At 68.0% G+C, this 14,756-nt stretch carries 13 protein-coding genes; 5 read left to right on the top strand and 8 right to left on the bottom strand.

Annotation, left to right across the window (positions count from 1 at the left end):
* Nucleotides 1-29 precede the first annotated feature (29 nt).
* Entirely contained in the window at nt 30-1,667 is a 1,638-nt protein-coding gene (locus AC5P8Z_RS06640) for an acyl-CoA dehydrogenase family protein (RefSeq protein ID WP_286069372.1), read from the top strand.
* A gap of 306 nt (nt 1,668-1,973) precedes the next feature.
* Here AC5P8Z_RS06640 and AC5P8Z_RS06645 read toward each other — a convergent pair whose 3' ends face one another.
* From AC5P8Z_RS06645 to AC5P8Z_RS06655, 3 genes are all read right to left on the bottom strand, one after another.
* Nucleotides 1,974-2,384 carry a hypothetical protein gene (locus AC5P8Z_RS06645; RefSeq protein WP_006461120.1) on the bottom strand — a complete coding sequence of 137 codons (411 nt, stop codon included), beginning with the start codon at nt 2,382-2,384 and terminating at the stop codon, nt 1,974-1,976.
* Between the two features lie 123 nt (nt 2,385-2,507).
* The gene (locus AC5P8Z_RS06650; protein WP_005410581.1) at nt 2,508-2,849 is read right to left on the bottom strand and encodes a hypothetical protein; all 342 of its coding nucleotides are present in this window, start codon (nt 2,847-2,849) and stop codon (nt 2,508-2,510) included.
* A 122-nt stretch (nt 2,850-2,971) separates the two neighbouring features.
* Nucleotides 2,972-4,147 carry a thiolase family protein gene (locus AC5P8Z_RS06655; protein WP_495228523.1) on the bottom strand — a complete coding sequence of 392 codons (1,176 nt, stop codon included), beginning with the start codon at nt 4,145-4,147 and terminating at the stop codon, nt 2,972-2,974.
* A gap of 183 nt (nt 4,148-4,330) precedes the next feature.
* On the opposite strand from AC5P8Z_RS06655, the gene AC5P8Z_RS06660 reads away from it, so the two are divergent.
* Entirely contained in the window at nt 4,331-7,168 is a 2,838-nt protein-coding gene (locus AC5P8Z_RS06660; protein WP_495228524.1) for a S8 family serine peptidase, read from the top strand.
* A 45-nt stretch (nt 7,169-7,213) separates the two neighbouring features.
* Here AC5P8Z_RS06660 and AC5P8Z_RS06665 read toward each other — a convergent pair whose 3' ends face one another.
* Nucleotides 7,214-8,311, bottom strand: coding sequence for a Glu/Leu/Phe/Val dehydrogenase dimerization domain-containing protein (locus AC5P8Z_RS06665; protein ID WP_286069366.1), 1,098 nt, complete (start codon nt 8,309-8,311; stop codon nt 7,214-7,216).
* A 277-nt stretch (nt 8,312-8,588) separates the two neighbouring features.
* Between AC5P8Z_RS06665 and AC5P8Z_RS06670 the strand changes: the two genes are divergently transcribed.
* The gene (locus tag AC5P8Z_RS06670) at nt 8,589-9,665 is read left to right on the top strand and encodes an HDOD domain-containing protein (RefSeq protein ID WP_495228930.1); all 1,077 of its coding nucleotides are present in this window, start codon (nt 8,589-8,591) and stop codon (nt 9,663-9,665) included.
* 3 nt (nt 9,666-9,668) lie between these two features.
* On the opposite strand, the gene AC5P8Z_RS06675 is transcribed toward AC5P8Z_RS06670, so the two are convergent.
* From AC5P8Z_RS06675 to AC5P8Z_RS06685, 3 genes are all read right to left on the bottom strand, one after another.
* Nucleotides 9,669-11,258 carry a phospholipase D family protein gene (locus AC5P8Z_RS06675; protein WP_286069363.1) on the bottom strand — a complete coding sequence of 530 codons (1,590 nt, stop codon included), beginning with the start codon at nt 11,256-11,258 and terminating at the stop codon, nt 9,669-9,671.
* 129 nt (nt 11,259-11,387) lie between these two features.
* Nucleotides 11,388-12,086, bottom strand: coding sequence for an RNA pseudouridine synthase (locus tag AC5P8Z_RS06680; protein ID WP_495228525.1), 699 nt, complete (start codon nt 12,084-12,086; stop codon nt 11,388-11,390).
* Nucleotides 12,087-12,133: 47 nt separating this feature from the next.
* Entirely contained in the window at nt 12,134-12,634 is a 501-nt protein-coding gene (locus AC5P8Z_RS06685) for a M48 metallopeptidase family protein (protein WP_100473548.1), read from the bottom strand.
* A 62-nt stretch (nt 12,635-12,696) separates the two neighbouring features.
* Here AC5P8Z_RS06685 and AC5P8Z_RS06690 point away from each other — a divergent pair, with 62 nt between their 5' ends.
* Complete coding sequence (locus tag AC5P8Z_RS06690; protein ID WP_286069361.1) at nt 12,697-13,254, top strand: DUF2058 domain-containing protein; 558 nt, start codon at nt 12,697-12,699, stop codon at nt 13,252-13,254.
* A gap of 106 nt (nt 13,255-13,360) precedes the next feature.
* Nucleotides 13,361-13,627: a DksA/TraR family C4-type zinc finger protein gene (locus AC5P8Z_RS06695; RefSeq protein WP_010482865.1), complete on the top strand. Its 267-nt coding sequence runs from the start codon at nt 13,361-13,363 to the stop codon at nt 13,625-13,627.
* A 524-nt stretch (nt 13,628-14,151) separates the two neighbouring features.
* Here the strand turns inward: AC5P8Z_RS06695 and AC5P8Z_RS06700 are convergent.
* Entirely contained in the window at nt 14,152-14,745 is a 594-nt protein-coding gene (locus tag AC5P8Z_RS06700) for a mechanosensitive ion channel family protein (RefSeq protein WP_286069360.1), read from the bottom strand.
* Between the last annotated feature and the right edge of the window lie 11 nt (nt 14,746-14,756).

The raw sequence follows: 14,756 nt of genomic DNA on the forward strand, positions 1-14,756 counted from the left end.
GCATACCTCTTGCCGCCAGGATGGACCGGATGAGTGGACCCAGCTTCAGCAGCAGCGCGCCGTTTGAAACCCACGTGGTGCTGAACCAGCCGCCACCGTTCGCGGGCCGCCAGCTGTGGACCGACGACGTGGCGTTGATGGAGGCGGTGCAGCGCGAGGGGGCCGGAGCCTTTGCGCCACGCCTGGCCGTGTACGGGGCCCTGGCCGGCGACGAGTTGTACCGGCTCGGCTTCGACGCCAACCGTGATCGCCCGCGGCTGCGCACGCACGATGCGCAGGGCCATCGCATCGACACGGTGGAGTTCCACCCTGCGTACCACCAGCTGATGGGCGCCGCGAAGCAGCATGGCGTGGCGGGATTGTCCTGGCACGAGCCGCAGCCTGGCGCGCACGTGGCGCGTGCGGCACTGAGCTATCTGCATCACCAGGCCGAAGCCGGCACCAGTTGCCCCTTGACCATGACCCATGCGGCAGTGGCGGTGCTGCAGTCGCAGCCGCACCTGGCCGAATGGGCGCGCAAGGCGGCCGCGCCGGTCTACGACCCACGCGATGTGCCGGCAACCGACAAGACCGGCATCACCCTGGGCATGGGCATGACCGAGAAGCAGGGCGGTTCGGACGTGCGCGCCAACAGCACGCGCGCCGAACCGATCGATGGCGAGCGCTATCGCCTGGTGGGCCACAAGTGGTTCTTTTCCGCGCCGATGTGCGATGGCTTCCTGGTGCTGGCGCAGGCACCCGGCGGACTGACCTGCCTGCTGATGCCGCGCCGGCTGGCCGATGGCGACCGCAATGCGTTCCGGCTGATGCGGCTGAAGGACAAGCTGGGCGATTGGGCCAATGCGTCCAGCGAGGTCGAGTTCTGTGGCGCGCAGGCCTGGCGCGTGGGCGAGGAGGGACGCGGCGTGGCCACCATCATCGGCATGGTGATGATGACCCGCCTGGACTGCATGCTCGGTGCGGCGGCGGAGATGCGCATGGCGCTGGCGCAGGCGTTGCACCATGCGCGCCACCGGCGCACGTTCGGCAAGCTGCTGGTGGAGCATGCGCTGATGGCCAACGTACTGGCTGATCTGGCGCTGGAGTCGGAAGCGGCCACGGTGCTGGCCATGCGCATCGCGCGTGCGGTGGACCGTGCCGGCATGGATGCCAACGAAGCCGCGTTGGCACGATTGGGGACGGCACTGGGCAAGTACTGGCTGTGCAAGCGCGCGCCGGCGTTCGTCAACGAAGCGCAGGAATGCCTGGGTGGCGCAGGCTATGTGGAGGAGTCGATGCTGCCGCGGCTGTACCGCCAGGCGCCATTGAATTCGATCTGGGAGGGCAGCGGCAACATCCAGTGCCTGGACGTTCTGCGCGCGCTGGCGCGTGAGCCGGAGGCGATGGCGGCGCTGCGCGGTGAGTTGGCGGCGGTGGCCGATCGCGATGCGCGCTATGCAGCGGCATTGCAGCGCTGGGCAGCGGCGCCACCGCCGGAGGAGGCGCAGGCGCGGCAGTTCTGCGAGCGCACTGCGCTGCTGCTGCAGGCGGCACTGCTGCTGCATGCGCGCAGTCCGATGGCGGAGGCGTTCGTGCGCAGCCGGCTGGACGGTGAACATGGGCTGGCATTCGGGACGTTGCCGGCCGGGTTGGATCTGTCGGCGATGCTGGTGCGTGCGCTGCCGTAGGGAATGGCCAACGGCGGAGCCCCTCGTGATGGGCGCTGATATCGGCGGTGGCCGCGCGAGTGGGTTGCGCAGGGGGCGCCGTGAACCCGTCCTTGGGAGCTTGGCCGCGGCATCCACGCCGCGGACACCCCTGCGCAACCCACCCGCGTGGCCTTGGACGGTTTCCGTGCCGTCCACCACGGAGTCAACAGGAAAAGCGGAGAGCGAAAGCGAAAAGCCGCGGCAGTGCCGCGGCTTTTCCTGTAGCGCCGAGCCGATGCTCGGCTGGCTGGTAGCGCCGGGTCATACCCGGCGAACGCGGAGACCTCAGTGCTTGGCTTCTTCCTTGGCGGCATTGGCCTTGGCGTCATTGGCGACATCACGTGCCTTGTCGGCGACCTTCTGCGCAGCGTTGGCGGTGGCGTCGCTGGCGTGTGCGGCGGCGTCGGTTGCAGCGTCCTTGGCCTTGTCGGCGGCGTTGGCAGTGGCGTCGGCGGCCTTGTCCAGCGCCTGCTGGGTATCGGCGGCGGCCTGTTCGGAAGCGGCGGCGGTCTTGTCGGCGGCTTCACGGGTGGCAGCGGCGGCCTTGTCGACGGCATCGCGGGCGGCAGCACCGGCACTGTCAGCGGCCTGCTGCGCGTCCTGCTTGGCCTGTTCGGCTTCCGGGCCCTTGCAGGCGGCCAGGGCCAGCAGCAGGGAGGCGGCCAGCAGGGTGGTGGTGATCGGACGAATCTTCATGGCGGTCTCCGGTGCTGCAATGGATGGGGACGCCAGCCTATTCATGCCATTGTGAAGACCGGGCAAAGAAAAAGCCGCTGGCGAACCAGCGGCTTTTCCAGAACAGCGTGAAGAAAGAAGTTATTACTTCTTGGCTTCTTCAGCAGCGTCCTTGGCCTTCTCGGCGGTGCCTTCAGCAGCCTTGGCAGCGTCAGCAGCGGCGCCGGCAGCAGCGTCGGTGGCAGCACCGGCGGTCTGGGCAGCGGCGTCGGTGGCAGCGTCAGCAGCGGTGGCGGCGGTGTCAGCGGCCTGCTGGGCAGCGTCGGCGGTCTGGGCGCCGGCAGCGGCGGCCTGGTCGGCAGCAGCCTGGGCTTCGGTGGCGGCTTCGTTGGCCGAAGCAGCGGCGTCCTGGGCAGCTTCCTGCTTCGAGCAGGCGGCCAGGGCCAGAGCCAGGGACATCGCGACCAGCAGCTTGTTGATGCTCATTGTGTGAATCCTCGTCGTTAGATTAGGCAACGCGCAACTGCGCGCCGGCAACATGATGACAAGCCAAGATTGGGTGTCAAGCGATCCCGCATTCATTTTTGCGAAATCATCGTTAAATCTTTTTAAATCAACTCGATGGCAATTGCAGTTGCTTCGCCGCCGCCGATGCAGAGGGTGGCAATGCCGCGCTTGCCACCGCGCGTGCGCAGGGCATTGACCAGGGTCACCACCAGCCGTGCACCGGATGCACCGATCGGATGACCCAGCGCGCAGGCGCCACCATTCACGTTGAGCTTGTCGTGCGGGATGCCCAGTTCGCGCATCGGTGCCATCGCGACCACGGCAAAGGCTTCGTTGATTTCGAACAGGTCGACCTGGTCGAGCGACCAGCCGGTCTTGGCCAGCAGCGTGTGCAGCGCGCCGATCGGGGCGGTGGTGAACCATTCCGGTTCCTGCGAATGGGTGGCATGGCCAACGATGCGCGCCAGCGGGGTGATGCCACGCGCGGCCGCATCTTCCTCGGTCAGCAGGACCACCGCGGCGGCGCCGTCGGAAATGCTGGAAGAGCTGGCTGCGGTCACGCTGCCGTCCTTCTTGAAGGCCGGACGCAGGGTCGGGATCTTGGCGATGTCGGAACGGCCCGGCTGCTCGTCGGTGGCGACCTCGACCTCGCCCTTGCGGGTGGCGACCTTCACCGCAACGATCTCGTCGGCGAACGCACCGTTGGCCTGCGCCGCCTGCGCGCGCCTGACCGACTCGATGGCGTAGGCGTCCTGCTCTTCGCGGCTGAACTTGTACTTGTCCACCGCGCACTCGGCGAATTCGCCCATGGCCTTGCCGTCATAGGCATTGACCAGGCCATCGTGGGCCATGTGGTCGACCGCCTGGAAGTTGCCGAAGCGGTTGCCGGTGCGCGAATTGGGCAGCATGTGCGGGGCGTTGGACATCGATTCCATGCCGCCGGCGACCACGACCCTGGCCGAACCGGCCTTGATCAGGTCATGCCCGAGCATGATGGTCTTCATGCCCGAGCCGCACACCTTGTTCAGCGTGGTGGCACCGGTCGACAGCGGAATGCCGGCGGCGATCGCGGCCTGGCGGGCGGGCGCCTGGCCGAGGTTGGCCGGCAGCACGCAGCCCATCAGGACTTCGGAAACGTCGCTGGCCGGCACACCCGATTGTTTCAGGGCGGCGGCGATGGCGGCCGCGCCGAGGGTGGGGGTGGGCACGCCGTTGAACTGGCCGAGGAAGGAGCCGATGGCGGTGCGCTTGGCGGCGGCGATGACGATGTTGGACATGGCAATCTCGTTGATGCGTAAGCAATGTTCGGAAAGGAGACCGGGGGCCGTTGGATACGTCCCGGTTTCCCGGCAGACTGCGTGGGGGTCGGCCCCAGTATAGAGGGTCGCGAAGGGCCGCCGCTGGGCGCGGCCGCACACCTGCCAGGCCGATGGCAGGACAACGTTCATGGGAAGGAATCGATGGAACGCATGATGAAGGTGAGGTCCGGGCTGGCAACGGCGCTGGCGGTGGCACTGACGGCCTGTGGCGGCGGCGGGGGCGGCAGCAACATCCGTGTCGACCCGCCACCGACCACGCCGCCCACCCCGCCTCCGCCGACGACACCACCGCCGGCCAAGCCGCAGGAGCCGGCCTTCGATGCGCATCTTTCAGTCACCAACGCGCGTGCTGCTCAGGCGGCCGGCCTGACCGGGCAGGGCGTGCGCATCGGCATCGTCGATTCGGGCGTGCAGCGCAACGCGGTGGCGCTGAATGGACGGGTGCTCGCGAACCTGAACTACATCGATCCCGCCAGGAACAATCTGGCGGTCGACGACGTGGTCGGTCATGGCACCGCCGTGGCCAGCCTCGCCGCCGGTGCGGCGGTGGGATCGTGGCCGGGCGGCATCGCGCCGGGTGCGCAGATCGTCTCGGCGCGGATCATTTCCGACAAACCGCCGAGCGATGACGGCAGTGGCCAGGGCAATGCCTTCAGTGGGCCGCTGGGCGTGGCCCAGGTTCACCAGGACCTGATCAACTACAACGTGAAGGTGATGAACAATTCGTGGGGCGGCCTGTACTGGACCGACCTGCCGACCACCGCGCAGGTGGCCGCCGAATACCGGCCGTTCGTGATCAACCACGGTGGCCTGGTTGTCTTCGCTGCCGGCAACGATGGCCGCAGCGAGCCGAGCAGCCTGGCCGCGCTGCCCAGCCAGAAGGGCGTGGCCGGCACGCTGCCGGCGGCTGATCTGGAACGCGGTTGGCTGGTGGCCACGGCGGTGGATCCGTATACGCCGGGCGCATTGGCCAGCTATGCCAATGCCTGCGGCCAGGCGGCACGCTACTGCCTGGCAGCACCGGGCAGCGCGGTTTACCCGGATGCCAACGGTGGCAGCTACTACTGGAACTACGGCACCTCGTTCGCCGCGCCGCTGGTCTCCGGTGCGGCGGCGCTGGTCTGGCAACGTTTCCCCTACTTCAACAACGATCTGGTGCGGCAGACCCTGCTGGGCACCGCCAAGGACATCGGTGCGCCCGGGGTGGATCCGGTGTTCGGCTACGGCCTGCTCGACATCGGCCGCGCGATCAACGGACCCGGCCGCTTCGACTGGGGCGATGTGGTTGCCAACGTCGATGCCGGCTCGACCAACTCGATGTGGAGCAACGACATCACCGGCAACGGTGGCCTGGTCAAGCAGGGCGGGGGCAAGCTGGTACTGGCCGGCAACAACAGCTATTCCGGCGCCACCCGCATCGAGCGCGGCATCCTGTCGCTGCAGAACGGCGGCGTCATCCGCTCCAACGTGACGATCCTGCCCCAGGCCGACCCGGACTCCACCGGCCTGCAGTTCAATGGAGGCACGCCACGGGTGATCGGCAACGTGATCAACGGCAGCAGCGTGTTCCTCACCACCGGCAACACCACCGGCACCATCGAGGGCAACTACACCCAGCAAGCCGGTGCACAGCTGATGATCGCGCTCGGTGCCAACGCGCTGCAGGTCACCGGCAACGCCACGATCGACGGTGGCGTGCGCGTACACGGCTTTGTGTCCGGCTACGTCCCGCAGAACGGCACGCGCCAGGACCTCATCCACGCCGCGGGGGGCCTGAACGGCACCTTCAGCACCCCGGCCAGCGCGACCGGTCTGCAGGGGCTGTCCCTGCTTCAGAGCAGCTATGGCTACGACAGCAACAACGCCTGGTTGAACGTGACCCAGGTCAGCGTCACCGCCGCGGCCAGTGGACTGGGCGCATCTGCGCAGGCGGCGGCGCAGCGTCTGGAAGGCGCATTCGCGGTGCTCGACGGCAACCCCCGCCTGCAGGGATCGCCCTTCGGTACGGCGGCCGGCGCGCTGCAGTGGGCCGGCGGGGGCCAGCAGGGCCTGGCGGACAGTCTGCAGAGCCTGTCCGGACAGGCGCATGCGCGTGCCGAGGCCGCCACGTTCGACAGCATCGACATGTCGCGGCGTGCGATTGCCGAGCGCTTCGATCGCGTACAGGCCACGCCACGGCTGCGCGGCAGCTGGCGGGAGGCGCTGGGCGAAGCCGGGCAGGGCAGCTTCGCCGGCAACAGCGCCGACAGCCGTGGCTGGATGGCCGGCCAGGACCTGCCATTGGGCAGCAACGGCCTGATGGGCGTGGCCTTCGGCGAGACCCGCAGCAATGGAGGCAGCAGCTTCGGTGGTGATCGCGGGCGTGATCGCCAGGCACAGGCGCAGCTGTACGCCGGATGGAGCCTGGGGCGTGGCTATGCGCTGGCCCAGCTCGGCAGTGGCCAGTTCACCCGCGCGCTGGATCGCCAGCTGCTGCTGGGCGCAGGCGCGTACGGCGTTTCTTCGCGCTATGGCGGTCGTTTCAGCAGTGCCAGCGTCGAAGGCGGATATCGCCTGGGCCGCGCCGGCGCTTCATTGACCCCCTACCTGGGCGCCAGCACCACGCGTGTCGATACCGATGCCTTCAATGAACTGGGCGGTTTCGGCTTCGGCCTGCGGGGGGATGCCACCGGCGTGCAGCGCAGCCAGATGCTGGCCGGCATCCGGGGGGAGCGTGGCTGGGGGCGTTGGACACTGCGTGGACATGCCGAGTGGCAGCAGCGGCTGGACGGCGGTGACGCCGATTGGCAGGCCAGCTTTGTCGGCGTGGATGCCTGGGCGCCACTCGCAGGCTGGAATGCGCCGCGCGGCAGTGCGTTGATCGGCGTGGCGCTGGAATCGTGGTGGGGCCGCAATGGCCGCCTGAGCGTCGGCTTCGACCAGCGCGTCGGTGGCGAGGGTGCGCGGCAGGCCGCGTTGCGCTACAGCACCGGGTTCTGAGCCATCGGTCGCGCCGGGAAGACTCCCGGCGCGACATCTGCAGGCTCAGCCGCCGCGCAGGTTGCCCAGGCGCGGCGTGCTGCGGCCCAGCGGCATCTTCAGCTTGCCGATCGACAGGATGCGGCTTTCGGCGATGCGGTCGGCTGCGCGCTGCGGCGCGATGTTCTCGCGCTGCGACAGTTCGAAGATGCGGGTAAGGTTGTGGTAGATGCTGCGGATCAGGCGCATCGCGCGTTCGCGGTTGTAGCCGTCGATCTCCAGCGACACGTTCATCACGCCGCCGGCGTTGACCGCGTAGTCCGGCGCGTAGAGGATGCCGCGCGCGTGCAGTTCGTCGCCGATCTCCAGGCTCGACAGCTGGTTGTTGGCGGTGCCGCAGATGATCTTCGCCTTGATCCGCGGCAGGGTATCGGCGTTGATCGCGCCTTCCAGCGCGCACGGCGCGAACACGTCGGCGTTCACTTCGTGGATCTCGTCCGGCTTGACCGCTTCGGCGCCGAAATCGCTGACCGCGCGATCCACCAGCGCACTGTCCAGATCGGTGACGTACAGCTTGGCGCCGCGGTCACGCAGCAGCTTCACCAGTTCCATGCCGATATGGCCCAGGCCCTGCACCGCGATGCTGGTCTTGCCCACTTCCTCGTGGCCGAACTTGAAGCGCATCGATGCCATCAGTGCCTGCAGTGCACCGTAGGCCGTGAAAGGCGCCGGGTCGCCGGAGCCGCCATGGACCTGATGCACGCCGGTCACGAACTGGCTCTCCAGGTAGATGTTTTCCATGTCGTTGACGTCGGTGCCGACGTCCTCGGCGGTGATGTAGCGCCCGCCCAGCGAATCGACATAGCGGCCGAAGGCGCGGAACAGCACCTCGGTCTTGTCCACCTTCGGGTCGCCGATGATGACCGCCTTGCCGCCACCCACGTTGAGGCCGGCCAGCGCATTCTTGTAGGTCATCGTCCGGCTCAGCCGCAGCACGTCGGCCAGCGCCTCGTCGGTACTGGCGTAGGGGCGCATGCGCACGCCGCCCAGGGCCGGGCCCAGGGTGGTGTTGTGGATGGCGATGATCGCCTTCAGGCCGGCATCGTGGTTGTGGCAGAACACCACTTGTTCGTGGCCGGTGGTGGCGAGGGTTTCGAATAGCATGGCGTCTCCGATGGCGCGAACAGCGGCGAACTGCAGCGAACGGCCAGTGAACGGTAGGGTCCCAAAACAAAAAAAGCGACGTCGTCGGTGCAGGGGGACGGGTCGCGCGGCGCCATTCTAGTCCATTCGCCCGGTCGCTGCCGTCGACATCGGCGACCGTCCGGTTAAAGAAGATGAAAGTGCGGCCGATGCTGCGACGACGGCGGGTGGCCGGATTCGCGTGAAGAGGCAGGCGGTCAGTGACGGCAAGGGCACCACAACAACAGAGCGGGCGGCGATGACGCCGGCCTGGTGGCGATCGCTGCGTGGCTGGCTGGCGCGCCTGACCGGGGCGGCTCCGTCACGCCTGGCGGCGGTTTCGCGACAGGCGGTGGCCGCCGCCGCGGCCAGCCTGCAGGGGGAGGCGCTGCCCGCGGGCGAGATCGCGGCCCACCTGCAGCGCGGCCTGCATGCGCTGGCCCTGTACCCGCGTTTGGCCGACGGGCCGGCAGCGGCCGAGGTATCAGCGCTGGGCGAGGCGGTGGCGCGCGCGCTGCAGGACCGCGACTGGGCGGCCCGGCAGCTGCCGCGCCGCCCGCAGCTGCTGCCGCAGCTGATCCAGACGGTGAACGACGATGCGGCTTCGGCGCGGGTGATGGCGGCGATCATCGGCCAGGACCCGGTGCTGACCGGCAACCTGCTGCGCATCGCCAACAGCCCGGCCTACAAGGTGCATGAGCGGCCGGTGGAAAGCCTGCAGCGGGCGGTGACCCTGGTCGGTACCGAAGGCGTGCGCCAGATCATCAGCGCGGTGCTGGTGCAGCCGGTGATGCAGGTGCAGTGCGAGGTGTTTCCGCAGTTCAGCACGATCATCTGGGAGCACGCCCTGCTGGCGTCGCGTGCGGCGGCCGATCACGCGCGCACGGTCACCTTCGGCGACGCTTTCGCCGCCCAGTGGCTGGGGCTGGTGCAGGGACTGGGCTCGGCACTGGTGATGCGGCAGTTGCTGCAGGAAGCGCAGGCACGCGGCGAAACCGTAGAGCCGGCGCTGGCCCTGCAGCTGCTGCAGCAGTGGTCGTTGCCACTGGCACAACGCGTGGCTGCAGCCTGGGAGCTGCCCGAGCCGGTGCACCAGGCGTTGGCGCCGGAGGCGGACGGCCCGCTCGCCGACAGCCTGCGCCTGGCTCGTGCGGCGGCAGCGGCCAGCCTGCTGTGCCGGCATGGCCACGCCAGCCAGAACCGCATGCTGGCGCTGCTGGAACAACTGCCGTCGGCACCGCCGCATGCACTGCGCTGGATCTGGCGGCGCCTGCATGGGCGCAGCGTGGAAACGCTGGACGAAGCCGGGCAGGCGCAGGGCCGTCCGGTACCGTGAGCGCTACAGCTGCGATTCCACCGGCAGCCAGCTGATCACCCGTGCGGTCCAGCGTTTGCCGAGGCTGGCACCGGGCTCGGTCTCCACCCAGTGAGGAGGCGGTTGCCGTTCCAGCCAGCGCAGCGCATCGTTGTGGCCCAGGGCCAGCCACCAGCTGTACGCAGGGCTGGCCAGGCGCAGGTACTCGTCGCGCAGCTGCGCGCCGAGCACCGGGTCATCGAACAGCACGCCCATTTCGGTGTTGAGATAGGCCGAGCGCGGGTCGAGATTGAACGAGCCGACGAAGCCACGGCGGTTGTCGACCACGAATGCCTTGGTGTGCAGGCTGGCGCCGCTGCTGCCGAACAGGCTGGCATCGGGCCGGCCATGCGCCTTCAGTTCGTACAGCTGCACGCCGGCCTGCAGCAGCGGCACGCGGTAGCCCATGTAGCCGCCATGCACGGCCGCCACGTCGTTGGCAGCCAGTGAATTGGTGACCACGCCAACCTGCGCGCCACGTGTGGCCAGCGTCGAAAGTGCCTCGACGCCGTCGTGGCCGGGCACGAAATAGGGCGAAATCAACAGCGCACTGCGGCGGGTGCTGCGCAGTTCCTCGCTGAGCGTGCTGACCAGCCAGCTGCGGCGATCATCGTCGCGGTGCTTCATCGGTGGATCGGACGCGATCCGCACGTGCGCGCTCCAGTGCAGCGGTTCCGGGCTGGGCCGTTGCCGCTGGCGTGATTCGGCCACGCGCTGCAGGTAAGGCTGCGCCTTGGCATGCATCGCATCCAGGTCCGACTGGCGCACCAGCTGCCGCAACTGTGCATCGGTGTAGGACGCCAGCGCGGAAATCGGGATGGCCGCGCTGCTGTTCCAGTAGTCGTCGAAGATCCGGTTGGCCTGCTGCACGGCCGGCCCGGCCACGACCAGGTCCAGATCCTGGAAGTTCACGTCGTCACGCGCGCTGAAGTACTCCTCGCCGATGTTGCGGCCACCGACGATCGCAATGCGGCCATCGGCGATCCAGCTCTTGTTGTGCATGCGGTGGTTCACGCTGAAGGCGCGTTGCACCAGCTCCAGCGTGCGCGCGATGCCGCTGCGGTTGCGGAACGGGTTGTACAGGCGCAGCTCGATGTTGGGATGTGCATCGAGCGCCATCATCAAGGCGTCCTTGTCCTTGGCGTTCATGTCGTCGAGCAGGATGCGCACACGCACCCCACGCTCTGCGGCGTCGTACAGCGCCTTGGCCATCAGGTGGCCGACCAGGTCGTCGTGCCAGATGTAGTACTGCAGGTCCAGGCTCCGGCCAGCCTGTGCGGTGATCATTGCGCGTGCGGCGAAGGCATCCATGCCATCACTGAGGAAAGCCACGCCGGACTGCCCGGGATGGGCCTCCTGCAATGGCACGATCTGCTGGTCGATGCGGGTCTGCGCCGGCTGCAGTGGCAGCACCTGCGAGGGTGTGCCCCGTGCCTGCGGCGTGAGATGGTCGGCCAGCAGCAGGCCGGACAGCACCAGCAGCAACAGCGCAGCGAGAATGATTGCAGCGATGCGCAGCAGGCGTCGCCAGAAGGGCTTGGACAGGCTCATGCCCCGATGGTAGATCCACGTCATGCGTGGAAGAAGATCTGCAGGATCAATCCGGGCTCAGAGCCATTGCCTGCGGCAAGGGGGCCGACCCCGGCGGGCGTCACGGATGGGGTCGGCCCCCTTTTCACAGGAAAGGGCTCTGACCCGGGAGCCTCAGAAGCGCTCGTCGCTGCCCAGGTAACGCCACTGACCCGGCGACAGCGGCCCCAGCGCCACGCGGCCGATACGCAGCCGGCGCACCCCGATTACCTGCAACCCGGCGGTTGTCACCGCCGAACGCAGGCCCTTGGCGGTCAGCCCCTTGCCGGCGAACCGCAGCCGCTGCTCGCTCTGCCAGCTGACCTTGCCGCCGCCGGCCTCCTGCTGCAAACGTGCCATCAGCCATGGCCCACGCTCCGGGCCGCCCTCGGCCACTTCGATCAGGTATTCCTGCTCAGTGCGGCCCAGATTGCGCTGCAGATGCGCCAGCGTGGCCGGATCCTGGCTGACCACGACCAGGCCGCTATCGGCCGCAGGCAGTGATGCGGCCAGCTGCAGGCCGTGGAAATGCCGCTGCAGCGGTCGGATGTCGCTGGCATCGAGCTCGCTGCGGCTGTCACTGCTGACCAACGCGCACAGGGTTTCAGCGGCGACACCGGCCGGCTTGTTCAACAGCATGCTGACCCGTTCGGCCTTTTCGTCACTGGCCTGCTGGGCCACCACGATCACCGCGCTGTCATCGACCGGGCGCTGCGGCTGTTCCACCACCTCGCCATTGACGGTGACCCAGCCACCTTCGATGTAGCGCCGCGCTTCGCCGCGCGGGATGCCGAGCAGGGCGGACAGGCGTTTGTCGAGACGGATCGGTTCCATGGCGGGCAGGTCGGGCAGGGGGCGCGCAGTGTAGCTGCTGCGGCCGGTCAGCGCTGGCTGCGGTTGGCCAGCTCGGTCAGGTACAGGCGGGTATCGAACTCCAGTTGCAGGTAATCCGGCTCCATGTGCTGGCACAGCTGGTAGAAGGCCTTGTTGTGGTCGGCTTCCTTCAGGTGGGCCAGTTCATGCACCACGATCATGCGCAGGAACGCCGCCGGGGCCTGGCGGAACACGGTGGCGATGCGGATCTCGCGGCTGGCCTTGAGGCGGCCACCGTGCACGCGGGAAATGGCGGTGTGGGTGCCCAGCGCATGCTTGATCACTTCCAGCGTGTTGTCGTAGCAGACCTTGTTGAGCGGCACCGACTTGCGCAGGTAGCGGTCCTTCAGGTCCTGCGTGTAGTCGTACAGCTGGCGGTCGCTGCGTACCTCGTGCGGGTCGGGGTAGCGCTGTTGCAGCCAGGGGCCGAGCTTGCCCTGCGCCAGCAGTTCGCTGACCTGGGCGACCAGGGGTTCGGGATAGCCGGTGAGGTACTTCAGGACTGCCATGCAGGGGCGGCGGGGCGTCGGTAGAATGGGGCATCCAAGATTACACGCGGTACACATCGACCATGGCAAAGCCCAACGCGCTGCAGGAACAATTGCTCAAGGCCGGCCTGGCCAAGAAGTCCCAGGCAAGCGCCGCCGCGAGCGCGCAGGCCAAGGCCCGCCAGGGCAAGGCCGAATCGACCTCGGCCGAGGTCCAGCGCGAGGCCGAGCGGGCCCGTGCCGAGAAGGTCGAGCGTGACCGCGCGCTGGCTGCCGAGCGCAATGCGCAGGCCCGTCAGGCTGAGCAGAAAGCCCAGGCCCGGCAGATCATCAGCGCCCATGCCGTGCCTCACAAGGGCGATGACGAGTATCGCTTCAGCGATGGCGCAGCGATCCGCACCCTGCTGATCGACCCCAAGCTGCGCAAGGCGCTGTCGGTCGGTGTACTGGTCATCGTTGCCCACGGCGACGGCTACGCCCTGCTGCCGCGTGCCGCCGCCGAGAAGGTACGTGAACGCGCCCCGGAGGCGATCATCGTCGACCACGGCCAGCCGGGCTCGACCGCTGAGATCTCCACCGGCAACGCCGAGGACGACGCCTACTACGCCCAGTTCCAGGTACCCGACGACCTGGTCTGGTAAGGCGCGGCTGAACCGGCCGCTACGCCCGCCGGGCACGGCCCGGCGCTACCGTTTGCGGCGCAGTGTATCGTCCCCATATCAGGCGACACACCTGCGGAGGATGGCCATGGCCACCGGTTGGGCGGGAGACGGCGCGGTCCAGGACCAGATCGACGCCACCGTCGACGATGCGATCGCCCGCGCGCGGCGGCAGCTGCGCGAGGGCCCCGGTCTGGAACACTGTGAGGAATGCGACGCGCCGATCCCGTTGGCGCGGCGCCAGGCCGTGCCCGGTGTCCGGCTGTGCGTGGCGTGCCAGCAGGCGCACGATGACGAAGAGCAGGCGCATGCCGGCTACAACCGGCGTGGCAGCAAGGACAGCCAGCTGAGGTAAAGGTTGTTCGGCAGGGCTGCGCCCTGCACCTGCCGAAGCAACGTCAACGTCAACGTCAAAAGCGGGCATTCCGTGGGTTGGCGGGGCGGTGTGGGTAGGCAGGACACGCCGTAAACCCGTCCCTGGGGGCTCGATGGCGCCATCCATGGCGCCAACGGTCCTGCCTACCCACACCGCCCCACCTCTGACAGATTTCCGCGATCGGGTGGATCCACGCCATGCGTGGATGAAATCTGTCAGATATCGAAATAAATCGGGGTCAGATCCGTTTTCCGCAGGAAAACGGATCTGACCCCATCGGCATGTCCAACAGACCGCAGGAAACTGTCGAAGGCGGGGTGGGTCCGGTTGCGGGAGTGTCCGCGGCATGGATGCCGCGGCCAAGCCCCCACGGATGGGTTCACGGCGTCTCCCGCAACCGGATCCACCCCGCCATCCCACGGATAGCATGCTTTTGCTGTTGCCTTTGCCTTGGTTTGAAGCATCTGCGGGTGCAGGGCGCAGCCCTGCCGAATCCCCCAACCTCAGCCGTCGCCCTGGATGCCGCCTGGCGCTTGTCCCGGGTCGCGCCAGCGGCGCACCGTGCGCTGGAAGAACAGGTTGTTCGGCAGCTGCAGCACCGTGCCCTCGTGGCCGTCGCCGGTTTCCTGCAGCGTGGTGTAGATCAGGTTCACGTCGATCACCCGGCCCTTCAGGCCCGGCTTCTCGCCGTTCTCAAGCACTTCGATGTAGTCATGCAGGCGGAACGGGCGGGTGGTGAAGATCAGCAGCGTGCAGAAGATGTTGGACAGCACGCTCCACGCTGCGAAGAAGGCCACCGCACCCACGGCCGCGAAGCCGGTGAACGCGGTCCACAACACCGACGGCGAGGCGCCGAGCAAGCTGAGGATGTACAGCACTGCGCTGAAATAAACCACGAAACTGCTGATCCGGCGCGCGCCCATCGCCATCTCAGGCGGCAGCGTGTAGTGCTCGGCGAAGCGGCGGATCAAGCGCCGCGCCATCACCCGCAGCAGCCACGCGGCCAGCAGGGTGAGCAGGATCTTCACGGCGATACCCGCGTCGTGGAGCCAAGGGTAGGTCCAGGCCGGCAGGTGATCCTTCAGCGACAACATCATGGTGGCGACAA

The sequence above is a fragment of the Stenotrophomonas sp. YJH_SMC_17 genome (assembly GCF_059371655.1).

Bases quoted from the DNA above. Each gene is read 5' to 3' on its own strand.
- AC5P8Z_RS06665 (WP_286069366.1), bottom strand. From the start codon at position 8,311: ATGCTATTCGAAACCCTCGCCACCACCGGCCACGAACAAGTGGTGTTC.
- AC5P8Z_RS06655 (WP_495228523.1), bottom strand. From the start codon at position 4,147: ATGTCCAACATCGTCATCGCCGCCGCCAAGCGCACCGCCATCGGCTCC.
- AC5P8Z_RS06685 (WP_100473548.1), bottom strand. From the start codon at position 12,634: ATGGCAGTCCTGAAGTACCTCACCGGCTATCCCGAACCCCTGGTCGCC.
- AC5P8Z_RS06670 (WP_495228930.1), top strand. From the start codon at position 8,589: ATGACGCCGGCCTGGTGGCGATCGCTGCGTGGCTGGCTGGCGCGCCTG.
- AC5P8Z_RS06695 (WP_010482865.1), top strand. From the start codon at position 13,361: ATGGCCACCGGTTGGGCGGGAGACGGCGCGGTCCAGGACCAGATCGAC.
- AC5P8Z_RS06675 (WP_286069363.1), bottom strand. From the start codon at position 11,258: ATGACGTGGATCTACCATCGGGGCATGAGCCTGTCCAAGCCCTTCTGG.
- AC5P8Z_RS06700 (WP_286069360.1), bottom strand. From the start codon at position 14,745: ATGATGTTGTCGCTGAAGGATCACCTGCCGGCCTGGACCTACCCTTGG.
- AC5P8Z_RS06650 (WP_005410581.1), bottom strand. From the start codon at position 2,849: ATGAGCATCAACAAGCTGCTGGTCGCGATGTCCCTGGCTCTGGCCCTG.
- AC5P8Z_RS06690 (WP_286069361.1), top strand. From the start codon at position 12,697: ATGGCAAAGCCCAACGCGCTGCAGGAACAATTGCTCAAGGCCGGCCTG.
- AC5P8Z_RS06645 (WP_006461120.1), bottom strand. From the start codon at position 2,384: ATGAAGATTCGTCCGATCACCACCACCCTGCTGGCCGCCTCCCTGCTG.
- AC5P8Z_RS06680 (WP_495228525.1), bottom strand. From the start codon at position 12,086: ATGGAACCGATCCGTCTCGACAAACGCCTGTCCGCCCTGCTCGGCATC.
- AC5P8Z_RS06660 (WP_495228524.1), top strand. From the start codon at position 4,331: ATGGAACGCATGATGAAGGTGAGGTCCGGGCTGGCAACGGCGCTGGCG.
- AC5P8Z_RS06640 (WP_286069372.1), top strand. From the start codon at position 30: ATGAGTGGACCCAGCTTCAGCAGCAGCGCGCCGTTTGAAACCCACGTG.